The 14,585-nt window shown below is 42.6% G+C and carries 15 protein-coding genes; 2 read left to right on the top strand and 13 right to left on the bottom strand.

Translation table 11 applies throughout. The features are described from left to right. Positions 1-168 precede the first annotated feature (168 nt). Positions 169-1,101 (top strand): DUF5692 family protein, encoded by a 933-nt coding sequence (locus BN6539_RS18895; protein ID WP_067541873.1) that lies wholly within the window; start codon positions 169-171, stop codon positions 1,099-1,101. Between the two features lie 49 nt (positions 1,102-1,150). On the opposite strand, the gene BN6539_RS18890 is transcribed toward BN6539_RS18895, so the two are convergent. The 3 genes from BN6539_RS18890 to BN6539_RS18880 all read right to left on the bottom strand — a co-directional run bounded on the left by BN6539_RS18890 (position 1,151) and on the right by BN6539_RS18880 (position 2,951). Further along, the gene (locus BN6539_RS18890) at positions 1,151-2,002 is read right to left on the bottom strand and encodes an MBL fold metallo-hydrolase (RefSeq protein ID WP_067541871.1); all 852 of its coding nucleotides are present in this window, start codon (positions 2,000-2,002) and stop codon (positions 1,151-1,153) included. Then, positions 1,989-2,297, bottom strand: a complete 309-nt coding sequence (locus tag BN6539_RS18885) for a DUF1330 domain-containing protein (protein WP_067541869.1) — start codon at positions 2,295-2,297, stop codon at positions 1,989-1,991. The genes BN6539_RS18890 and BN6539_RS18885 overlap by 14 nt, the downstream gene beginning before the upstream one ends. 78 nt (positions 2,298-2,375) lie before the next feature. Continuing rightward, positions 2,376-2,951, bottom strand: coding sequence for a TetR/AcrR family transcriptional regulator (locus BN6539_RS18880; protein WP_067541867.1), 576 nt, complete (start codon positions 2,949-2,951; stop codon positions 2,376-2,378). A gap of 360 nt (positions 2,952-3,311) precedes the next feature. Between BN6539_RS18880 and BN6539_RS18875 the strand changes: the two genes are divergently transcribed. Further along, positions 3,312-4,304 (top strand): S8 family peptidase, encoded by a 993-nt coding sequence (locus BN6539_RS18875; protein ID WP_207645113.1) that lies wholly within the window; start codon positions 3,312-3,314, stop codon positions 4,302-4,304. A 12-nt stretch (positions 4,305-4,316) separates the two neighbouring features. Here the strand turns inward: BN6539_RS18875 and BN6539_RS18870 are convergent, their stop codons facing one another. The 10 genes from BN6539_RS18870 to BN6539_RS18830 form a co-directional block, all read right to left on the bottom strand. Further along, a complete protein-coding gene (locus tag BN6539_RS18870) occupies positions 4,317-5,240 on the bottom strand; it encodes a DUF4268 domain-containing protein (RefSeq protein ID WP_317869843.1) in 924 nt (307 codons plus the stop codon). An 84-nt stretch (positions 5,241-5,324) separates the two neighbouring features. Next, positions 5,325-6,074 carry an EFR1 family ferrodoxin gene (locus tag BN6539_RS18865; protein ID WP_067541862.1) on the bottom strand — a complete coding sequence of 250 codons (750 nt, stop codon included), beginning with the start codon at positions 6,072-6,074 and terminating at the stop codon, positions 5,325-5,327. 17 nt (positions 6,075-6,091) lie between these two features. Then, positions 6,092-6,334: a DUF1294 domain-containing protein gene (locus BN6539_RS22020; protein ID WP_074038168.1), complete on the bottom strand. Its 243-nt coding sequence runs from the start codon at positions 6,332-6,334 to the stop codon at positions 6,092-6,094. A 172-nt stretch (positions 6,335-6,506) separates the two neighbouring features. Continuing rightward, entirely contained in the window at positions 6,507-7,238 is a 732-nt protein-coding gene (locus BN6539_RS18860) for an ABC transporter permease (RefSeq protein ID WP_067541860.1), read from the bottom strand. 1 nt (position 7,239) lies between these two features. Further along, the gene (locus BN6539_RS18855; protein WP_067541858.1) at positions 7,240-8,067 is read right to left on the bottom strand and encodes an ABC transporter ATP-binding protein; all 828 of its coding nucleotides are present in this window, start codon (positions 8,065-8,067) and stop codon (positions 7,240-7,242) included. Between the two features lie 113 nt (positions 8,068-8,180). Beyond that, positions 8,181-9,065: a LytTR family transcriptional regulator DNA-binding domain-containing protein gene (locus BN6539_RS18850; RefSeq protein ID WP_067541856.1), complete on the bottom strand. Its 885-nt coding sequence runs from the start codon at positions 9,063-9,065 to the stop codon at positions 8,181-8,183. A 1-nt stretch (position 9,066) separates the two neighbouring features. After that, the gene (locus BN6539_RS18845) at positions 9,067-11,628 is read right to left on the bottom strand and encodes a translation factor GTPase family protein (RefSeq protein WP_067541854.1); all 2,562 of its coding nucleotides are present in this window, start codon (positions 11,626-11,628) and stop codon (positions 9,067-9,069) included. Beyond that, the gene (locus tag BN6539_RS18840; RefSeq protein WP_067541852.1) at positions 11,615-12,049 is read right to left on the bottom strand and encodes a hypothetical protein; all 435 of its coding nucleotides are present in this window, start codon (positions 12,047-12,049) and stop codon (positions 11,615-11,617) included. The genes BN6539_RS18845 and BN6539_RS18840 overlap by 14 nt, the downstream gene beginning before the upstream one ends. Further along, complete coding sequence (locus BN6539_RS18835; protein ID WP_067541850.1) at positions 12,046-13,338, bottom strand: hemolysin family protein; 1,293 nt, start codon at positions 13,336-13,338, stop codon at positions 12,046-12,048. Before BN6539_RS18835 ends, BN6539_RS18840 begins: the two co-directional genes overlap by 4 nt. Continuing rightward, entirely contained in the window at positions 13,338-14,585 is a 1,248-nt protein-coding gene (locus BN6539_RS18830; RefSeq protein ID WP_067541848.1) for a peptidase U32 family protein, read from the bottom strand. Before BN6539_RS18830 ends, BN6539_RS18835 begins: the two co-directional genes overlap by 1 nt.

The following is a 14,585-nucleotide window of genomic DNA, read 5'->3' as shown; positions in this document are numbered from 1 at the left end:
TTAACATACTTCGGCATATTTTTAAATGATTGACATTTCTGAAAATAAGGGCTATAATTTTTACAGAACTAGATTCGGTGAATTTAATTCTGTAACTGCTGCTATATTTAAAACTGCCTTTCGTTGTTTGTATGTTATATACAATTGAAGGCAAGTAAGGAGGAACTTATGGGAATTTTATATGAACAGACCGATATCATGGGCTGGGCTATATGGTGTGCAGTCCTCTTTGGATTGATGGCCTTTAATGAGTTGGCCAGATCCAGCAAATGGTTCGGACTTATTTTGTTATTGGTACTACCCTTGATTTTAACCGTTACAGTTTGGCCGACCACGGCTGCACCTGGTAATGAATACGGGACGGGCAACTGGTTTAACTGGGCCAAGACCTATTCTGCCCTAGCCGGTTGTTTGGGCTTTATGGCGATCTGTTACATACCAAAACTGGAGAAGTCCAAATTTGCCTTTTATTTTCCGCCGCTGATTCTGGCATTTAATATTTTAGAAGCTGTTTTCAGGGATTTTCAATGCTTCTTTTATGGCGCCTTTGACGGTGAATACATCAACCATCTGTGGGTCATGTCCGGCCCCTGGAACATCATGAACGGCATTGCCGGTCTGCTGAATATCGTGACGATTTGCGGCTGGCTGGGAATCTATGCTTCCAAAGGAAAACGCAGGGATATGATGTGGCCTGATATGATCTGGCCGTGGATTATCGCTTATGATCTTTGGAATTTCGCCTATACCTACAATTGCATTGCAGACCACTCCTTCTACTGCGGCTTGGCACTGCTGTTGTCCTGCACTATTCCGGCATTTGTCATCAAGAAAGGCATGTGGCTGCAGCACAGAGCGCAGACTCTGGGCTTCTGGACCATGTTTATCATGACCTTCCCTAGCTTTGCTGACAGGATTGCACCGGTAGTGACGACGCATAATCCGACTATGTTCTTTATCGTCAGCTTCCTGGCCCTGGCCTTCAATCTGGTGCTGGCAGTCTATCAGTTCAGAAAGATCAAAAAGAACAAATTGAATCCATTAAAAGATGAACTGTATAAGGATACAAAAGCTTATCAGAGCGTAATCAGTGAGAACTGAGAAGGAAATAAGCTAAATTTGCAGGGGCTCCTAAATAAAAGGAGCTCTTTTATTTGCGGTTATTCATTTGCAAGCAGGACAATATGCTGCTTTTAAAGAGTGGATTTACTTTGGCCTGCTCAACACCTAGTCTCTGGATTACGAATGCAACCTGCTCCTCCGCGCCTCTGTCGAAATACTCACGGCTTATCTGTTCTGCCGCTTCTGTGATTTTCTCTATTATGGAAATTCCCTCCCCGGCAGATTGACTAAATTCTGCTGCCGTATATGCTTTATCCCATGCCGGACAGTACCACTGGATTTTGGGCAGATGGATCAGTTTTTTTATAGAATCAATACTTTGCTGTGGTTCTATAAAAATTGGAACATCTCCTGGTGCAGGCACGACATCACCGATAAAGGCAACAACAGAACCCGGACTTTGCAGGACGTAGCTGACAGATCCTGCAGAATGTCCTGGTGTTTCCAGCGCATTGATTGTCACACCCTCTTCCAAGGAAAATACAACGTCATCAGAAACAAGGTTGTCAATTGCGACGGAACGGTTCAGCAGATTGTAGAAGCCTGGGATCGGCCGCTCCTTGAACTGGCAGCCGACGTCTTCCATCCACTTTCTTTCTCCCCTTCCGGCAGTGATTTGACAGCCGCTCAGTTCTTGTATCGCAGCAGCGCCTCCCATGTGATCGGGATGAGAATGGGTCAGAAAAATCGTCTTAATTTCCTCTATATCTCTGCCGAGTCCAGCCATATATTCTTTGATGATGCCCTCAGAACCTGACACGCCGCTGTCGATTAAGTAACAGGACGTGCCAGTAATCAGATAGGCATAAACATAACGCTTGATATCCTCTGTGATATTGAAATCAATTTTAATTTGGTGAATCTGATTACAAATTTTCATTTACATCCTCCTCGATGATGATGGCCTGACTATTTACTGAGTTGATTCTCTTGCAGGCAATTTTACGATACTCTTCTGAATCAAAACAATGATTGTAGGCATCTCTTGTCGGAAACTCTATCAAAATAAAACGATCAGGCCGCCAATCAGGATGAAGAGGCGTAATTTGTTCGGAACGGATAATGTAGCGGCCGCCATACCTTTCCACAATAGGTTTGACCTGACAGATGTACTCGTCATATTCGCCGCGCCCTCTGTCTTCCTCGATTTTTATAGTTACTGCAAAATATACCATGATTCCTCCTCTCGATGCAAGTGATTACTTGCATATCGGGTTGAAAAATAAGTGCATACTGTTATGCACTTACGCTGTCTATAGAATTCCATGTACAAAAGTCTGAACACTTGCTTTGATGTAGTCATCATTGGACAAAACGGATAAGTGGTCTTCAAAAGAAGCTTTTAGAAAAACAAAACCGAAATTCATAGCGAGGAATGTCATAGCCAAAGATTCTGAATCCGCATGCTTCATTTTTTCAAGGCATTGCATCATATCAAAATAATCTATCAGACATTCTTTAAAGAGAACAGGAACAGCCACGATTTCGGCAGCAGTATCCTCAAATAGTTCTGGTGTTCTGAGTCCAATGGATACTTTGACCATTTTAGCTGTAACCTTCTCCATATATAAGCGTGAAAAGCTTAGAAGGTCTCTTTCTAAATCACCGCTGTATGCTGTAAAGTCTTCCCTTTGTAATTGCGGATTCCATTCCGGCAGTTTCATAGCTGCCAGGACGATATCCTTTTTTCCTTTGAATTTGCGAAAGATGGTACATTCGTTAACGCAGGCCTTTGACGCGATGTCTTTTGTCGTGGTTTGAGAGTAACCTCGCTCCATGATTAGGTTCATCGTCGCATCCATGATTCTTTCTCTCGTTTCATCAGCCATCACTATTCTCCTGTGCAAGTATATACTTGCATTTTACCACAGTTTTAAATTGACGGCAACGATTTTGTCTGGATAAAAAAGACGGATTACGTCGACAAATTGGTAACAATATAAAGCTTTTATTCATAAAATAGGACTAATAGAAAACGAGGTGGAAATGTCTTGTATCAAAATTTTTATTATGATCATTATGAGGTAGGAAAAGTAATTGTCGCCTTACATAAAGACTTTGCTAACCAAATAGCAATAAGGGATATTCGTTCAGTTTTAGACGAGCTTAACTATGAAAAAGCCGAGGTTATATTTCACTTGGAGAGGTCAGAAAATAAAAGCGACGTTGGAGATATCTTACTAATTTATTTGAATAATAATGATAAATTGGCAGTTGTACATGCAATTGAAAAATTATCAGCAATCCCCTATGTTATTTATGCAGAGCCCGATTATTTGGAGACTCTGCATGTGATTCCTGACGACCCGCTTTACGGGCAGCTATGGGGTATGAAAAAAATCGGCGTAACCTCTGCGTGGGAATATTCGACAGGAAGTGACAGCATCACTGTTGGCGTAATAGATACTGGTATTGACTATCATCATCCAGATATCAGACAGAATATGTGGTCTGCTCCGAAGGGACGACCAGCATATGGCTGGAATTTTGCCGATCATAATGGAAATCCTATGGACACGGACGGGCATGGAACTCATGTGGCTGGGACCATAGGCGCTGTAGGGAATAATGATATCGGAATTGCTGGCGTTTGCTGGAATGTAAAGATCGCTGCACTAAAATTTGGCCTAGACATCGCATCCGCCATAGAGGCTATTAACTTCGCAAATTTATTTCATATTTCCATCCTCAACGCAAGCTGGGGCGGACGTTCTTATTCACAGTCTCTAAAATATGCAATCGATCATTACCAGGGACTGTTTATCGCTTCTGCAGGCAACGACGGGACCGATAACGACAAAAGTCCCATTTATCCCGCTTCTTATGACAGTGATAATATCATTACCGTGGCATCGACGAGTCCGGACGATTCTTTGTCCCGCTTTTCCAATCATGGAGTAGAAAGTGTCGATATCGCTGCACCTGGCAGCAATATTTTGAGTCTCGGTTTAGAGGACGAATATCATTCACAGAATGGGACTTCCATGTCCGCTCCCCATGTGGCTGGCGCAGCAGCACTATTAAAAGCGTACAGGCCAAATTTATCTGTCCCAGAGCTAAAAAACATTATTTTATACAGTGCAGTCAGAAATCCAAACCTCACAGGTAAAGTACTGACAGGCGGAGTGTTAAATGTAAAAGCCATGTTTGAATTAGCTGATTATTTGCAGCGTTGTAAGTAGGTTTCTTCCATATTACAGATACTTCTTAAACGCATTTTTCATTTTTACTGCAACGTCCATCGTCCAATCAAACTGTTCTGGCCATTTATCCTTGTTATTAAACTCTGCATTTTGGGTCACCAAAATTCTGCTTGCCTTTTTATCCGGCAATTCCCTCCAATCCAGCGTCATCCCCATATCTGATTCAATGTCCGCCTTGTGAGTATAGAATCTCTGATAAAGGTCTTTATCGTCAGTAATGTTCCATTCTACAATAATATTGTTGTCCTTCCTGACTTGCAGCAACCTGATATGGCAGGCTGAAGAGCCAACACTCAATGTCATCCAGTGATCAGTGCTGGCTTTTCTTCTATTAAAAGACTTAGCGAATGCGGTATGCTTAAAAGCATAATCGTTAAAGGCAACCCAATAATCATATCTCGCCTGCAGTGTAGGGGAACTGCTTGTCTGACGTTTGATTTCTTTCGTCCAATCATTGGGTTTTTCAATGACTTCAAATTTTACTGCAATATCAGAATCGCCGATTTGATACAGCTTAACTTCCAAAAGAAAAAATGCAATATTCTCATCTGTATGGTTGTTCAGCCACTCAATTGCCGCCCTGTGTTCTGACCGAGCACGCTTGACAACCCAAATCACGATGTCTGCTGATTTGCCTGATGCATAGGTAATCAGCTTACCAAGGTGGTCGTGGTTGGTATCTTCCAACTGATTTTCAATGATAATCTTTCGATCCGTTCCAGTTTCGGTTGCATAGATATCCACGTTAAAATCACCGACACTGGATTCCGTTTCATCCACTGCAATTTCCAAGCCTATTGTATCCGATAACAAAGCAAGATTTTCTTCTTCGGCTAGCCAAGGTGTGAAATCCAGTGCCTCGTGAGGCCATACCTTTCTTAAGTCTTTGATCTCTTTCAATTGTCCTAAAATCATAATTTGAATTTCCTCCTTATATCAACAATTTCCCAAGCATTCCAGTGTCGCTGACCGATGTACGTTGAGACTAAGTTAGTCATCTCATTTAGGAAATTGATAACGTGGTAATCCTTTGCTATGATTTCCGTATTCTATTGCTTCTGCAGGACAGCCGCAGATGCAGGCCATGCAGTGTGTACAGTCTTTACCCCATTTCGGCTTACCGCAGACGATAGAGACGTTATTCAGCGGACAGTCCTTCTGACATTTGCCGCAACTGATGCAAGCGTCTGTGGCATAGAACTTCTTTGCGTGAATCATCGTCGGATAATAGATCGTGTTGACCAGACTGCTTTTAATTTTACCTGAAGCAGTTTGAACAGGTTCGGTAAGAATCCTACCATTTGCGATTTCCCATGCAGCTCTTTCGATTGCAGGCTCCGCTCTTTTGATGATTTCCAATGCCTCTTCTCTTTCCGGCGTTGTGAAAAGCGCGATATAATTCTCTGGCATGACGATTTCCGCACAGCCCCTATAATCAAAACCTTTTGCACGGCACAGCTTTTGCAGGTACTTACTGGCGCTGCCAATATCACTGCCGCAGGTCATGACAAAATATGCCTGCCGGTTTCCCGGAAAATGAGAACTGCGAATCCAGTTCTCTACAATTCGCGGTATCCTCCATCCATAAGTCGGTACCACAAAGACAAGCCGTTCACCAGCCGCAGTCTCTGGCGCTGACTCACCAGTCTTGATTTTTTTGTTGATAGAACAGAGTGTTTCGCCTGTCACTTGAGAAATTTTTTCTGCAACATAGGCGCTGTTACCTGTACCTGAAAAATAAAATAACATGATGCCTCCCAAATATCTTATATATCTGTAAAATAATATAACCAAATGAACAGTGACAACTGCAGTACGCAGATTGCCGGTATTCCAATAGTAAATTTCTTATGTCTGGTTTTGTGTTTAAATACCTTTATTGCCAGTAAAGCGCCGATAGAACCGCCGAGTAAAGCTAACGATATAAGTGAAATTTCAGAGATTCGCCAGCGCCCCTTCTTTGCTTTCCATTTGTCCAGGCCGTAAATAAGAAAAGCGGCGAGATTTATTAAATAGAATAGTCTACTATGATCATAACTGCCCTTTCATCGAGTTTCATTGTAACATTTTTCTCTTGTCATGTCATCCTATTCATCACACTAAATTGCAGATGCACTATAAATCAAAAGAGCCCTTATTCCTGCAGGCTCTTTCATTCGTCTCATTTTTATTATTAAATATCTAGTCGTCTAGTCCCTTCTTTTTGTAAATCCTCATAAAGGCGGCGATGCCGATGATAATCCAGGCCAGACACACGCCAAAGGCTATGATATTGTCTTTGCTCATCAGCGGCTGGTCGTTATAAACCGCCCCGTAAATCGTGTATAAGGATGTGGTCGGTACCAGAACAGATACCTTTTCGAAGAAATTATTCATGGTTGAGAACACCGGCGGTATCAGAAAGAGCATCATGAGAGGCGTTCCCAGAGTACCCGCTGCCATCTGATCTTTTGCTGAAATGCCTACTACGGCGCCAAATATGATGATTGCCAGCGAAACGATGAAAATGACGCCCAGGTAGAGAGCCATGAGGTTCATCGCCAGACCACATAAGAGATAGATGATGATACCTTCGCTCATCATCAAAATCAAACAGACTGCCGCCTTGCTGGAGATAAATTCAGCGCCGCTGACATTCGCCATCATCAGAGATCTGAGAGTATGTTTCTCTTTTTCTTCCGAAATCAACATTGCCAAAATGTTCAATGGAATGACAGAAAGGGTCAGGACACTGCACATCAACAGCGTATAGTAAGCTGAGAAGGATTCATCTGCCCCTCCATTTAAAAGAAATTTATAGAGCAGAACGAACAAAATCGGCAGCGCCAGCATCAGCGATACATTTCGATTCATAAAACAATTCTTAAAGTCCTTTTTAAATAGCGCCCGAAACACATGTAATTTTATTCCCATCTTATCTTCCCTCCTCTGTCAATGTCAAAAATACTTCCTTTAAGCTGGGTTCTATAGAATGTATCATGATAATATCCTCACATCTCTGCAGGTGATCGATTAAAGCGGTCTTGTCTAATGCCAGAGATTTTTTCCCTAGGTTCGTCGTCACCTGTACCTGTTTCTTAGCGTACTTCAGCTTCAGTTCATAAGGGCTGCCGCATTCTATAATATGGCCTTCGTTGAGCAAAGCGATACGATCACACATTTCATCTGCTTCTTCCATGTTGTGAGTCGTCAAAAATACTGTCGTTCCATTTTCCTTCATCTTTCTGATCAAATCTCTGACTTCCTCCGCCGTGGATGGATCTAAGTTTGCTGTCGGTTCGTCTAAAAACAGCAATTCTGGCGCGTGCAGGATAGTTCTGGCAAAGATCAATCTCTGCTTCATCCCTTTAGAAAGCTTTTCTACCAGTTTTTTCTTTGCTTTATACAGATCAACGTCGTGAAGGACTTGATCAATTCTCTCAGCAGGCAATCTGTAGATCTCTGCAAATAATTTTAAGTTCTCATAAACCGTAGCCTTTTCATAGAGACCGCTGTTATCGCTCATGATGCCGATTTTTCCTTTTATTGTGTCATCGAAGGGTGATTTGCCCAGTACTTCAATTTCACCATGATCACTGTGCAGCTGTCCGCTGAGCAGTTTGATTGTAGTCGTTTTGCCAGCGCCAGAAGGTCCCAGATATCCGAAAACCTCTCCTTTTTCGATAGTAAAAGAGCAGTTATCCAAGGCTACAGTCTCATTGAATCGTTTTGATAGATTGCTTATTTTGATTATAGTTTCCATTCAATTATTACCTCCCAATTTCCTTTCTCACTGATGATTTTACGCAAAAAAAGCACCTTCGCAATAAAAAACTGACGAATGGTGCAAAAAAAGTGGTGAACGGTGCAGAGAATTTAGAACTGATAGGTATCTTTCAGCTCCTGTATCTTTGCCTTACTGAGGGGAACCATGAATTCCTTGTAGTTTGCAAGCCGAAGGGAGTAAGAACTCCTCGTCCACCGGACAATTTCCGTCACCTTTTGTATATTGACCAAGTAGGACCGGTGACAGCGATAGAACCCAAAATTTTTCAGCTTTTGCTCCAATTCGTCAAGAGTCATCTGTGATACATAACCTTCTTTTCTCACATAGACGTAGCATTTGCCATCGTTGGCTTCAATGTAGTCAATTTCCTCCGGATTAAACAAGAAAATATTACCCTCGGATTTCACAGACAGCTTGTTAAGCAGTAAGGAATCCCCTTCCTCATCGTCCGACGGTTCTTCCTGATCGACGAGCCTAATGCCTGTCTCAGAGAGATAATAGTGATGACCGGGACAAAGGCAGACTTCTTTTAAGGAAGGTGATACGGAAATAATGCGCTTGCCGTGTTCTATTTCATTAGCCATCCAGGACACCACCATTCGCATAGCCTCTTCCTCTAGGTCTCGCAGAGGTTCTATCATGAAGATCGTATGACAATCAAGCAGGATTAATCTGGCGATGAGAACTCTGACTTTTTGGCTTTCTGTGCATTGCGAAAGCTTCATCGTTCCAATGTCAGAAAGGTGCATGAATTCAATGGCTGGTTCCAACAGGTTCCTGTGATTTGTCAAGTTTGCAAAAAAAGATAAATACTCCTTCACTCGCATATATCCATATAAACCTGTGCTGGGGATATAAATTGCAGTATCTTCTCTATCCTTAAAAAAGAGCAGCAGCTCTTCAATCATCTGAGAGGAACACTCTCCGTGGAAATTAATTTCGCTCTCAACTAATTCCAATAATTCTTTTTCCATTTTATTTCCCTAAATACTTCTCGCGGATTTCTTCATTTACGGTCAAAATCCTTGCTTGCAGTTCCCTGGCAGGCATTCGCAATGCTCCCTGGCCAAAGACCATCATCTGCTCCAGCCCGTCAGAGGTGGCTACCGTAATGCGAAGCTTTTTAATGTTCTCCAATACAAATTTTTCAATATACTGATCCGCAGTCTGCCCTTCTTTGGTGTAGATTACTGTCAGATCGCCATAGCTTTCCGAACTGCCGACATTTCCCGGCTGTTTATAAGCGTCAAATACCAGGATGATTTTCTCGTTGGTATATCCCTGATAATTCTGCAGCACCTCGATTAGAAGGCTGCGGGCGCTTTCCAAATTCACCTTAGACATTTCTTTCAATGCCTCCCAGGCGAAGATGATATTGTAGCCGTCGATGAGCAGGCAGCTTTCTGCTTTACTGTCGCTGAAGGCATTTTTCATCCGCGGTCCAGAAACCGTCTCTGAAGACTTGATAACCCGGGCGCTTTTCTTAAATCGGTTCTGCTCTCGTTTACTGATGCCGTAGGTCATGCGAAATACTGCCTCTAGCTCTTCATCACTATATTGCCTTGGTTTGCTGCCCATGCCGTCGCCGGTCTTGCCGCAGTCTGATTCCTTAGGCGCAGGAAGGCAGCTTGGAAGATGCATATGCTGTTCTACCTCATTCCAAGGTACGGTGAGACCGCTTCCATGAGAACAAAATACAGAACCGCAGGGATTCTCTAAGTCTTGATTCGCATCATAGCCCGTCACATCGACGATCTCTTCTGTATTATGACATGGCAGATACCCCTTAAAGAAGCAAAACAAACGGCCGCTGCCTCTGCTGTAAGAGATGACTTCTTTCTGATAACCGTTCATCGTCGCCACTGGCGCATCTCCGCTCAGAATCGCCATATCACCAAAATTCTCAGGAGGATTACAGGTGCCGTGCATCTTTTGAATATCTGACATCGCTCGTCCTACCATATCTGTCGGTACTTCCAGACGATATTCATAATAAGGCTCTAGGAGTATACTTTTGGCTTTGCACAATCCTTGGCGGACGGCCCTATAAGTAGCCTGACGAAAGTCGCCCCCTTCTGTATGCTTAACGTGGGCTTTTCCTGCTGCCAGAGTAATTTTTATGTCGGTTATTTCTGAACCAGTCAGAACACCGCGGTGAGGTTTTTCGGCTAGATGAGATAAAATGAGATGCTGCCAGTTGCGTGAAAGATCATCCTCGCTGCAGGTGGTTTGGAAAACCATGCCGCTTCCCTGCGGCAGAGGCTCCAAAATCAGATGTACTTCAGCATAATGGCGCAGCGGCTCAAAATGTCCAACGCCCTCTACTTTTTCAGCAATGGTTTCTCTGTAAATGATGGTTTCACTTCCATAGCCGATTTCGATGTCAAATCGCTGCGAAACGAGGTTTTTCAAGATTTCTCCCTGCACCTCTCCCATCATTTGAATGTGTATTTGCCGCTTCTCTTCATTCCACAACACATGAAGCTCAGGAATTTCCTCTTCTAACTGCTTCAATTTAGTATAAGCTGCCTGCTGATCGAAATCTTTCGGCAGCAGTACTTGATAAGTCAGGACAGTGTCTAAAAGCGGATTGAATTCCTGCTCACAAGTTCCAAGACTCTGTCCGATGCGGGTATCCTCAAGGCCAGTCACCGCACAAACGGTTCCTGCCTGAACCGCTTCTACACTTTGAAAGCGAGAGCCGGAATAGATTCTAATCTGATTAATCTTGCTTTTGCCAACCACGTCCTTGACATGAAGATCGCCTCCGACCAGTTTCATATGAGTCAGCCTGTTTCCCTGCTGGTCTCTGGTGATTTTAAAGACTCGAGCTGCAAACGCTTCTGGATAAGATGGACAGCGGGCATATTTGGTAAATTCATCTAAGAACTCTTTTACACCCTCCATTTTCAAAGCAGAACCGCTGTAACAAGGAAAGAGCTTGCGGGAAGCCGTCAGATCGCTAATTGTTTCGTCTGAAATCACCCCTGTCTCCAGATATTTCTCCAAAACTGCTTCATCGCAGAGAGCTGCTTGTTCATAAAACATTTCATCCTTGTGATCTGCAAGAAGACAATGTTCACTTAGTTTGGATTTTAGTTCCTCCATGATGTGTGTCAAGTCTGCACCAGACTGATCCATTTTGTTGATAAAGAGGAAAGTTGGAATCTGATATCGTTCGAGCAGCTTCCACAGCGTTTGGACTTGTCCTTGCACACCGTCAGGTCCGCTGATGACCAAAATCCCATAGTCCAGCACCTGCAGTGTGCGTTCCATTTCTGCAGAAAAATCCATATGACCTGGTGTATCCAACAGAGTCACTTCTTTTTCTCCTAAAGGAAACACTGCCTGCTTTGAAAAAATCGTAATACCGCGTGCTTTCTCCAGTTCAAAAGTATCAAGAAAAGCATCACCATGGTCTACCCTTCCGAGTGACCTGGTGATGCCGTTCAAATACAAGATGCCTTCGGACAGCGTTGTCTTCCCGGCATCTACATGGGCTAATATTCCAATTGTCAGCTTCTTACTTTTCTTCATCCTCATTAGTCTCTGTTGTTTCTTCCTTTGGCTCATTAGTATACAGCGGATAGTCACAATGGAAGCAGGTCTTCAGCGGTTTGATAATAACGATAAAATTACCGATCCAAATGGAGCCGCCACAGTTGGGGCATACTAGATTTCTTCTTATGTATTTTCCAAAGAAATATTCGAGAGTAAGAATGACTGCCATAGCCACTAGAGAAATTGTAGCAATCTCCGTAAAATATTTCATTGAAAAGACAACGCCGACTAAAATCGCTGTAATAACGCCTTTCTCAATGAGTTCCATTTTCTTATATTTTTGAAGAGCTTCCTTATACGTCCCTTCGGGAACGTACTTGATGTTTTTCCACCACGATCCCAAAAGGTTTACGTAGATAAATGCAACTAGTAAAGCTGACATAACGAAATAAATCATTCGTTTTCCTCCTTCTCTTCCTCACTGGATTCCTGAACAATTGTAATCTTGACCTTTTCGATACGTCTTTCTTTGACAGAAAGAATTGTAAAAATGTAGTTTTCAAAGGTCACTTCTCGATTTTCGTCACCTTCCTCTGGTATTTCACCCAGTATATCGATTAAAAATCCACCTATGGTTTCACTGTTTTCCGACTCCAGGTTAATATTCACTTCCTCGTTGAGATCGTTAAGGGATACATTTCCGTCTACATAATAATTATTATCGTCAACTTTATCGATGATATGCTCTTCTTCATCATACTCATCGTCAATATCTCCTACGATTTCCTCAATGATATCTTCCATAGTGACGATACCGCTAAAACCACCGTATTCGTCAATTAAAACGGCAATATGCTGCTTTTCAATCTGCAATTCAAAGAACAGCGCATCGATATTCTTTGTTTCAGGAACAAAGTAAGGTTTTCTCAGTATTGCTCGGATATCCACCTTATCGAATCCAGACTCTCGGGCTTTGATCAAATAATCTTTGATGTGAAGAATGCCAATAATATTATCTGTTTCATCCTCACAGACTGGAATTCTGGAATATCTCAGTTCCATCAATTGATCCAGATATTCTTCAGCAGGGTCGTTGATGTCGATTAGAAATACATCCGTTCTCGGTGTCATGATTTCATATGCCAGTTCGTCGTCGAACTGAAAGATGCTGTTGATCATCTTTTTGCCTTCTTCTTTGATTTCACCGCTCTGCTGCCCTGCTTCCAAAATGGACATGACTTGTTCCTCAGAATAGCCGTTGTATTCAATATCTGTCTTTTGCCGGAATAGTTTTAAGAAAATATTTGCCAGCAAAGTCAGCAATGCGACAAAAGGCGTCAAAATGATGACAAAAAACTTCTGCGTACTGGTAAAGGCTAAAGCGATGGACTCGCTATGCTGCTGCGCCAGCTTACGCGTGAAGAATTCACTGAAAGTAATTAATGCCGCCACAAAAAGCACGATATACAGGATATCGGAATTTGGCAGGCTGATGGTAAAGAATAAACCCACGGTGATAAATAAATAACTAAGGAAACGATTTGTGAATCTATAGTGGGTCGGTTTGTCCAGGAGTACTTGTAACTTTGCCGCAGTCTCGTCTTCGTCAGCCATCTGTCTGATCTTGTTTCTGCTGACCGTATTCATCGCAGTATTGGACAACACGGTAATACCGTTCAACACGATAGAAACGATAATGAAAATGATCTGTAGTTGTAAAGGTATATTACTGGGGTCGGATGTCATTAGATCTCACTCCTTCGTATAGCTTTTCGTAAAATATAATTCTCTTTCACTGGCTGATCCATTTTAATTCTCAAAACCTGCTGTGGATGTGGTGCAGACTCCAACGGCTCGCCGCTTTCAGCATCATACATCGATTCCAAAGCCTGTTTAAAAAACGGAATATCCGGACCAAAGACCTCGATTTCATCTCCAAGGGTCATCTTATTCCGCTGCTCAACGACAGCATATCCTGTTGCAGAATCGTAACTTTTGACGATGCCTACAAAAGAGTACTCCCTTGTGTATGCGCTGGTCTGATAATTCTGGTCTTGATTGGTCGGTTTATCAAAATAGAAGCCGGTGGTGAATTCTCTGTGACTGACTTTTTTCAGTTCAGTAAGCCATTCTGCTTTGAATTCATAACGGGCAGGATCAGCAAAATATGCATCAATGGCTTGTCTATAGGCGTGAATTACCGTTGCAACATAAAAGACGCTTTTCATTCTGCCTTCAACTTTAGCAGACATGATGCCTGATTCCACGATTTTATCGAGATGTTCGATCATGCAGAGATCTCGGGAGTTCAGAATATATGTTCCCCGTTCATCTTCCTCTACGGGATAATATTCACCTGGCCGCTTTTCTTCAACTAAAGAATATTTCCATCTGCAGGGATGCGCACACATTCCTCTATTGGCATCTCTTTCAATCATAAAATTGCTCAAAAGACATCTGCCCGAATAAGAAATGCACATAGCGCCGTGAACAAAGGCTTCGATTTCCATATCAGAAGGAATGTTTTTTCTTATTTCCTTGATTTCTGTAAACGTCAGCTCCCTGGCTAGTACGAGGCGCTTTACACCCATCTTGTGCCAAAATCTGGCCGTTCTAAAGTTCGTCATATTGGCCTGGGTACTGAGGTGAATTTCTGCATCAGGTATGATTTCCTGGATTAAATCGACGATGCCGGGATCAGATACGATGAAAGCATCGATGCCGATATTTTTTATTTGCTCCAGATAATCTGTCAATGGTCCGATATCTTCGTTATGAGCAAAAATATTGATGGTCAGATAGCACCGTTTTCCCCTTTCATGGGCAAAACGGATGCCTTCTTTCATCTCATCAATAGACAGATTTCCGGCGCCGGCTCTGAGACTGAACATCTCTCCACCGAAATATACGGCATCTGCCCCATAAATAATTGCTATTTTTAACTTTTCTAAATCACCCGCTGGAGCGAGCAGCTCAAAGTTTTCTCTTTTCAT

The sequence above is a fragment of the Emergencia timonensis genome, assembly GCF_900086585.1.
Taxonomy (GTDB): Bacteria; Bacillota; Clostridia; order Peptostreptococcales; family Anaerovoracaceae; genus Senimuribacter; species Senimuribacter timonensis.
The sequence above is the reverse complement of the archived record's forward strand: the minus strand, read 5'-3'. Positions and strand labels throughout refer to the sequence as shown.

Excerpts from the sequence above, each read along its gene's own strand:
- BN6539_RS18895 (WP_067541873.1), top strand. The coding sequence starts at position 169 with ATGGGAATTTTATATGAACAGACCGATATCATGGGCTGGGCTATATGG.
- BN6539_RS18890 (WP_067541871.1), bottom strand. The coding sequence starts at position 2,002 with ATGAAAATTTGTAATCAGATTCACCAAATTAAAATTGATTTCAATATC.
- BN6539_RS18885 (WP_067541869.1), bottom strand. The coding sequence starts at position 2,297 with ATGGTATATTTTGCAGTAACTATAAAAATCGAGGAAGACAGAGGGCGC.
- BN6539_RS18880 (WP_067541867.1), bottom strand. The coding sequence starts at position 2,951 with ATGGCTGATGAAACGAGAGAAAGAATCATGGATGCGACGATGAACCTA.
- BN6539_RS18870 (WP_317869843.1), bottom strand. The coding sequence starts at position 5,240 with ATGATTTTAGGACAATTGAAAGAGATCAAAGACTTAAGAAAGGTATGG.
- BN6539_RS18865 (WP_067541862.1), bottom strand. The coding sequence starts at position 6,074 with ATGTTATTTTATTTTTCAGGTACAGGTAACAGCGCCTATGTTGCAGAA.
- BN6539_RS18860 (WP_067541860.1), bottom strand. The coding sequence starts at position 7,238 with ATGGGAATAAAATTACATGTGTTTCGGGCGCTATTTAAAAAGGACTTT.
- BN6539_RS18855 (WP_067541858.1), bottom strand. The coding sequence starts at position 8,067 with ATGGAAACTATAATCAAAATAAGCAATCTATCAAAACGATTCAATGAG.
- BN6539_RS18850 (WP_067541856.1), bottom strand. The coding sequence starts at position 9,065 with ATGGAAAAAGAATTATTGGAATTAGTTGAGAGCGAAATTAATTTCCAC.
- BN6539_RS18845 (WP_067541854.1), bottom strand. The coding sequence starts at position 11,628 with ATGAAGAAAAGTAAGAAGCTGACAATTGGAATATTAGCCCATGTAGAT.
- BN6539_RS18840 (WP_067541852.1), bottom strand. The coding sequence starts at position 12,049 with ATGATTTATTTCGTTATGTCAGCTTTACTAGTTGCATTTATCTACGTA.
- BN6539_RS18835 (WP_067541850.1), bottom strand. The coding sequence starts at position 13,338 with ATGACATCCGACCCCAGTAATATACCTTTACAACTACAGATCATTTTC.
- BN6539_RS18830 (WP_067541848.1), bottom strand. The coding sequence starts at position 14,585 with ATGAAAAGAGAAAACTTTGAGCTGCTCGCTCCAGCGGGTGATTTAGAA.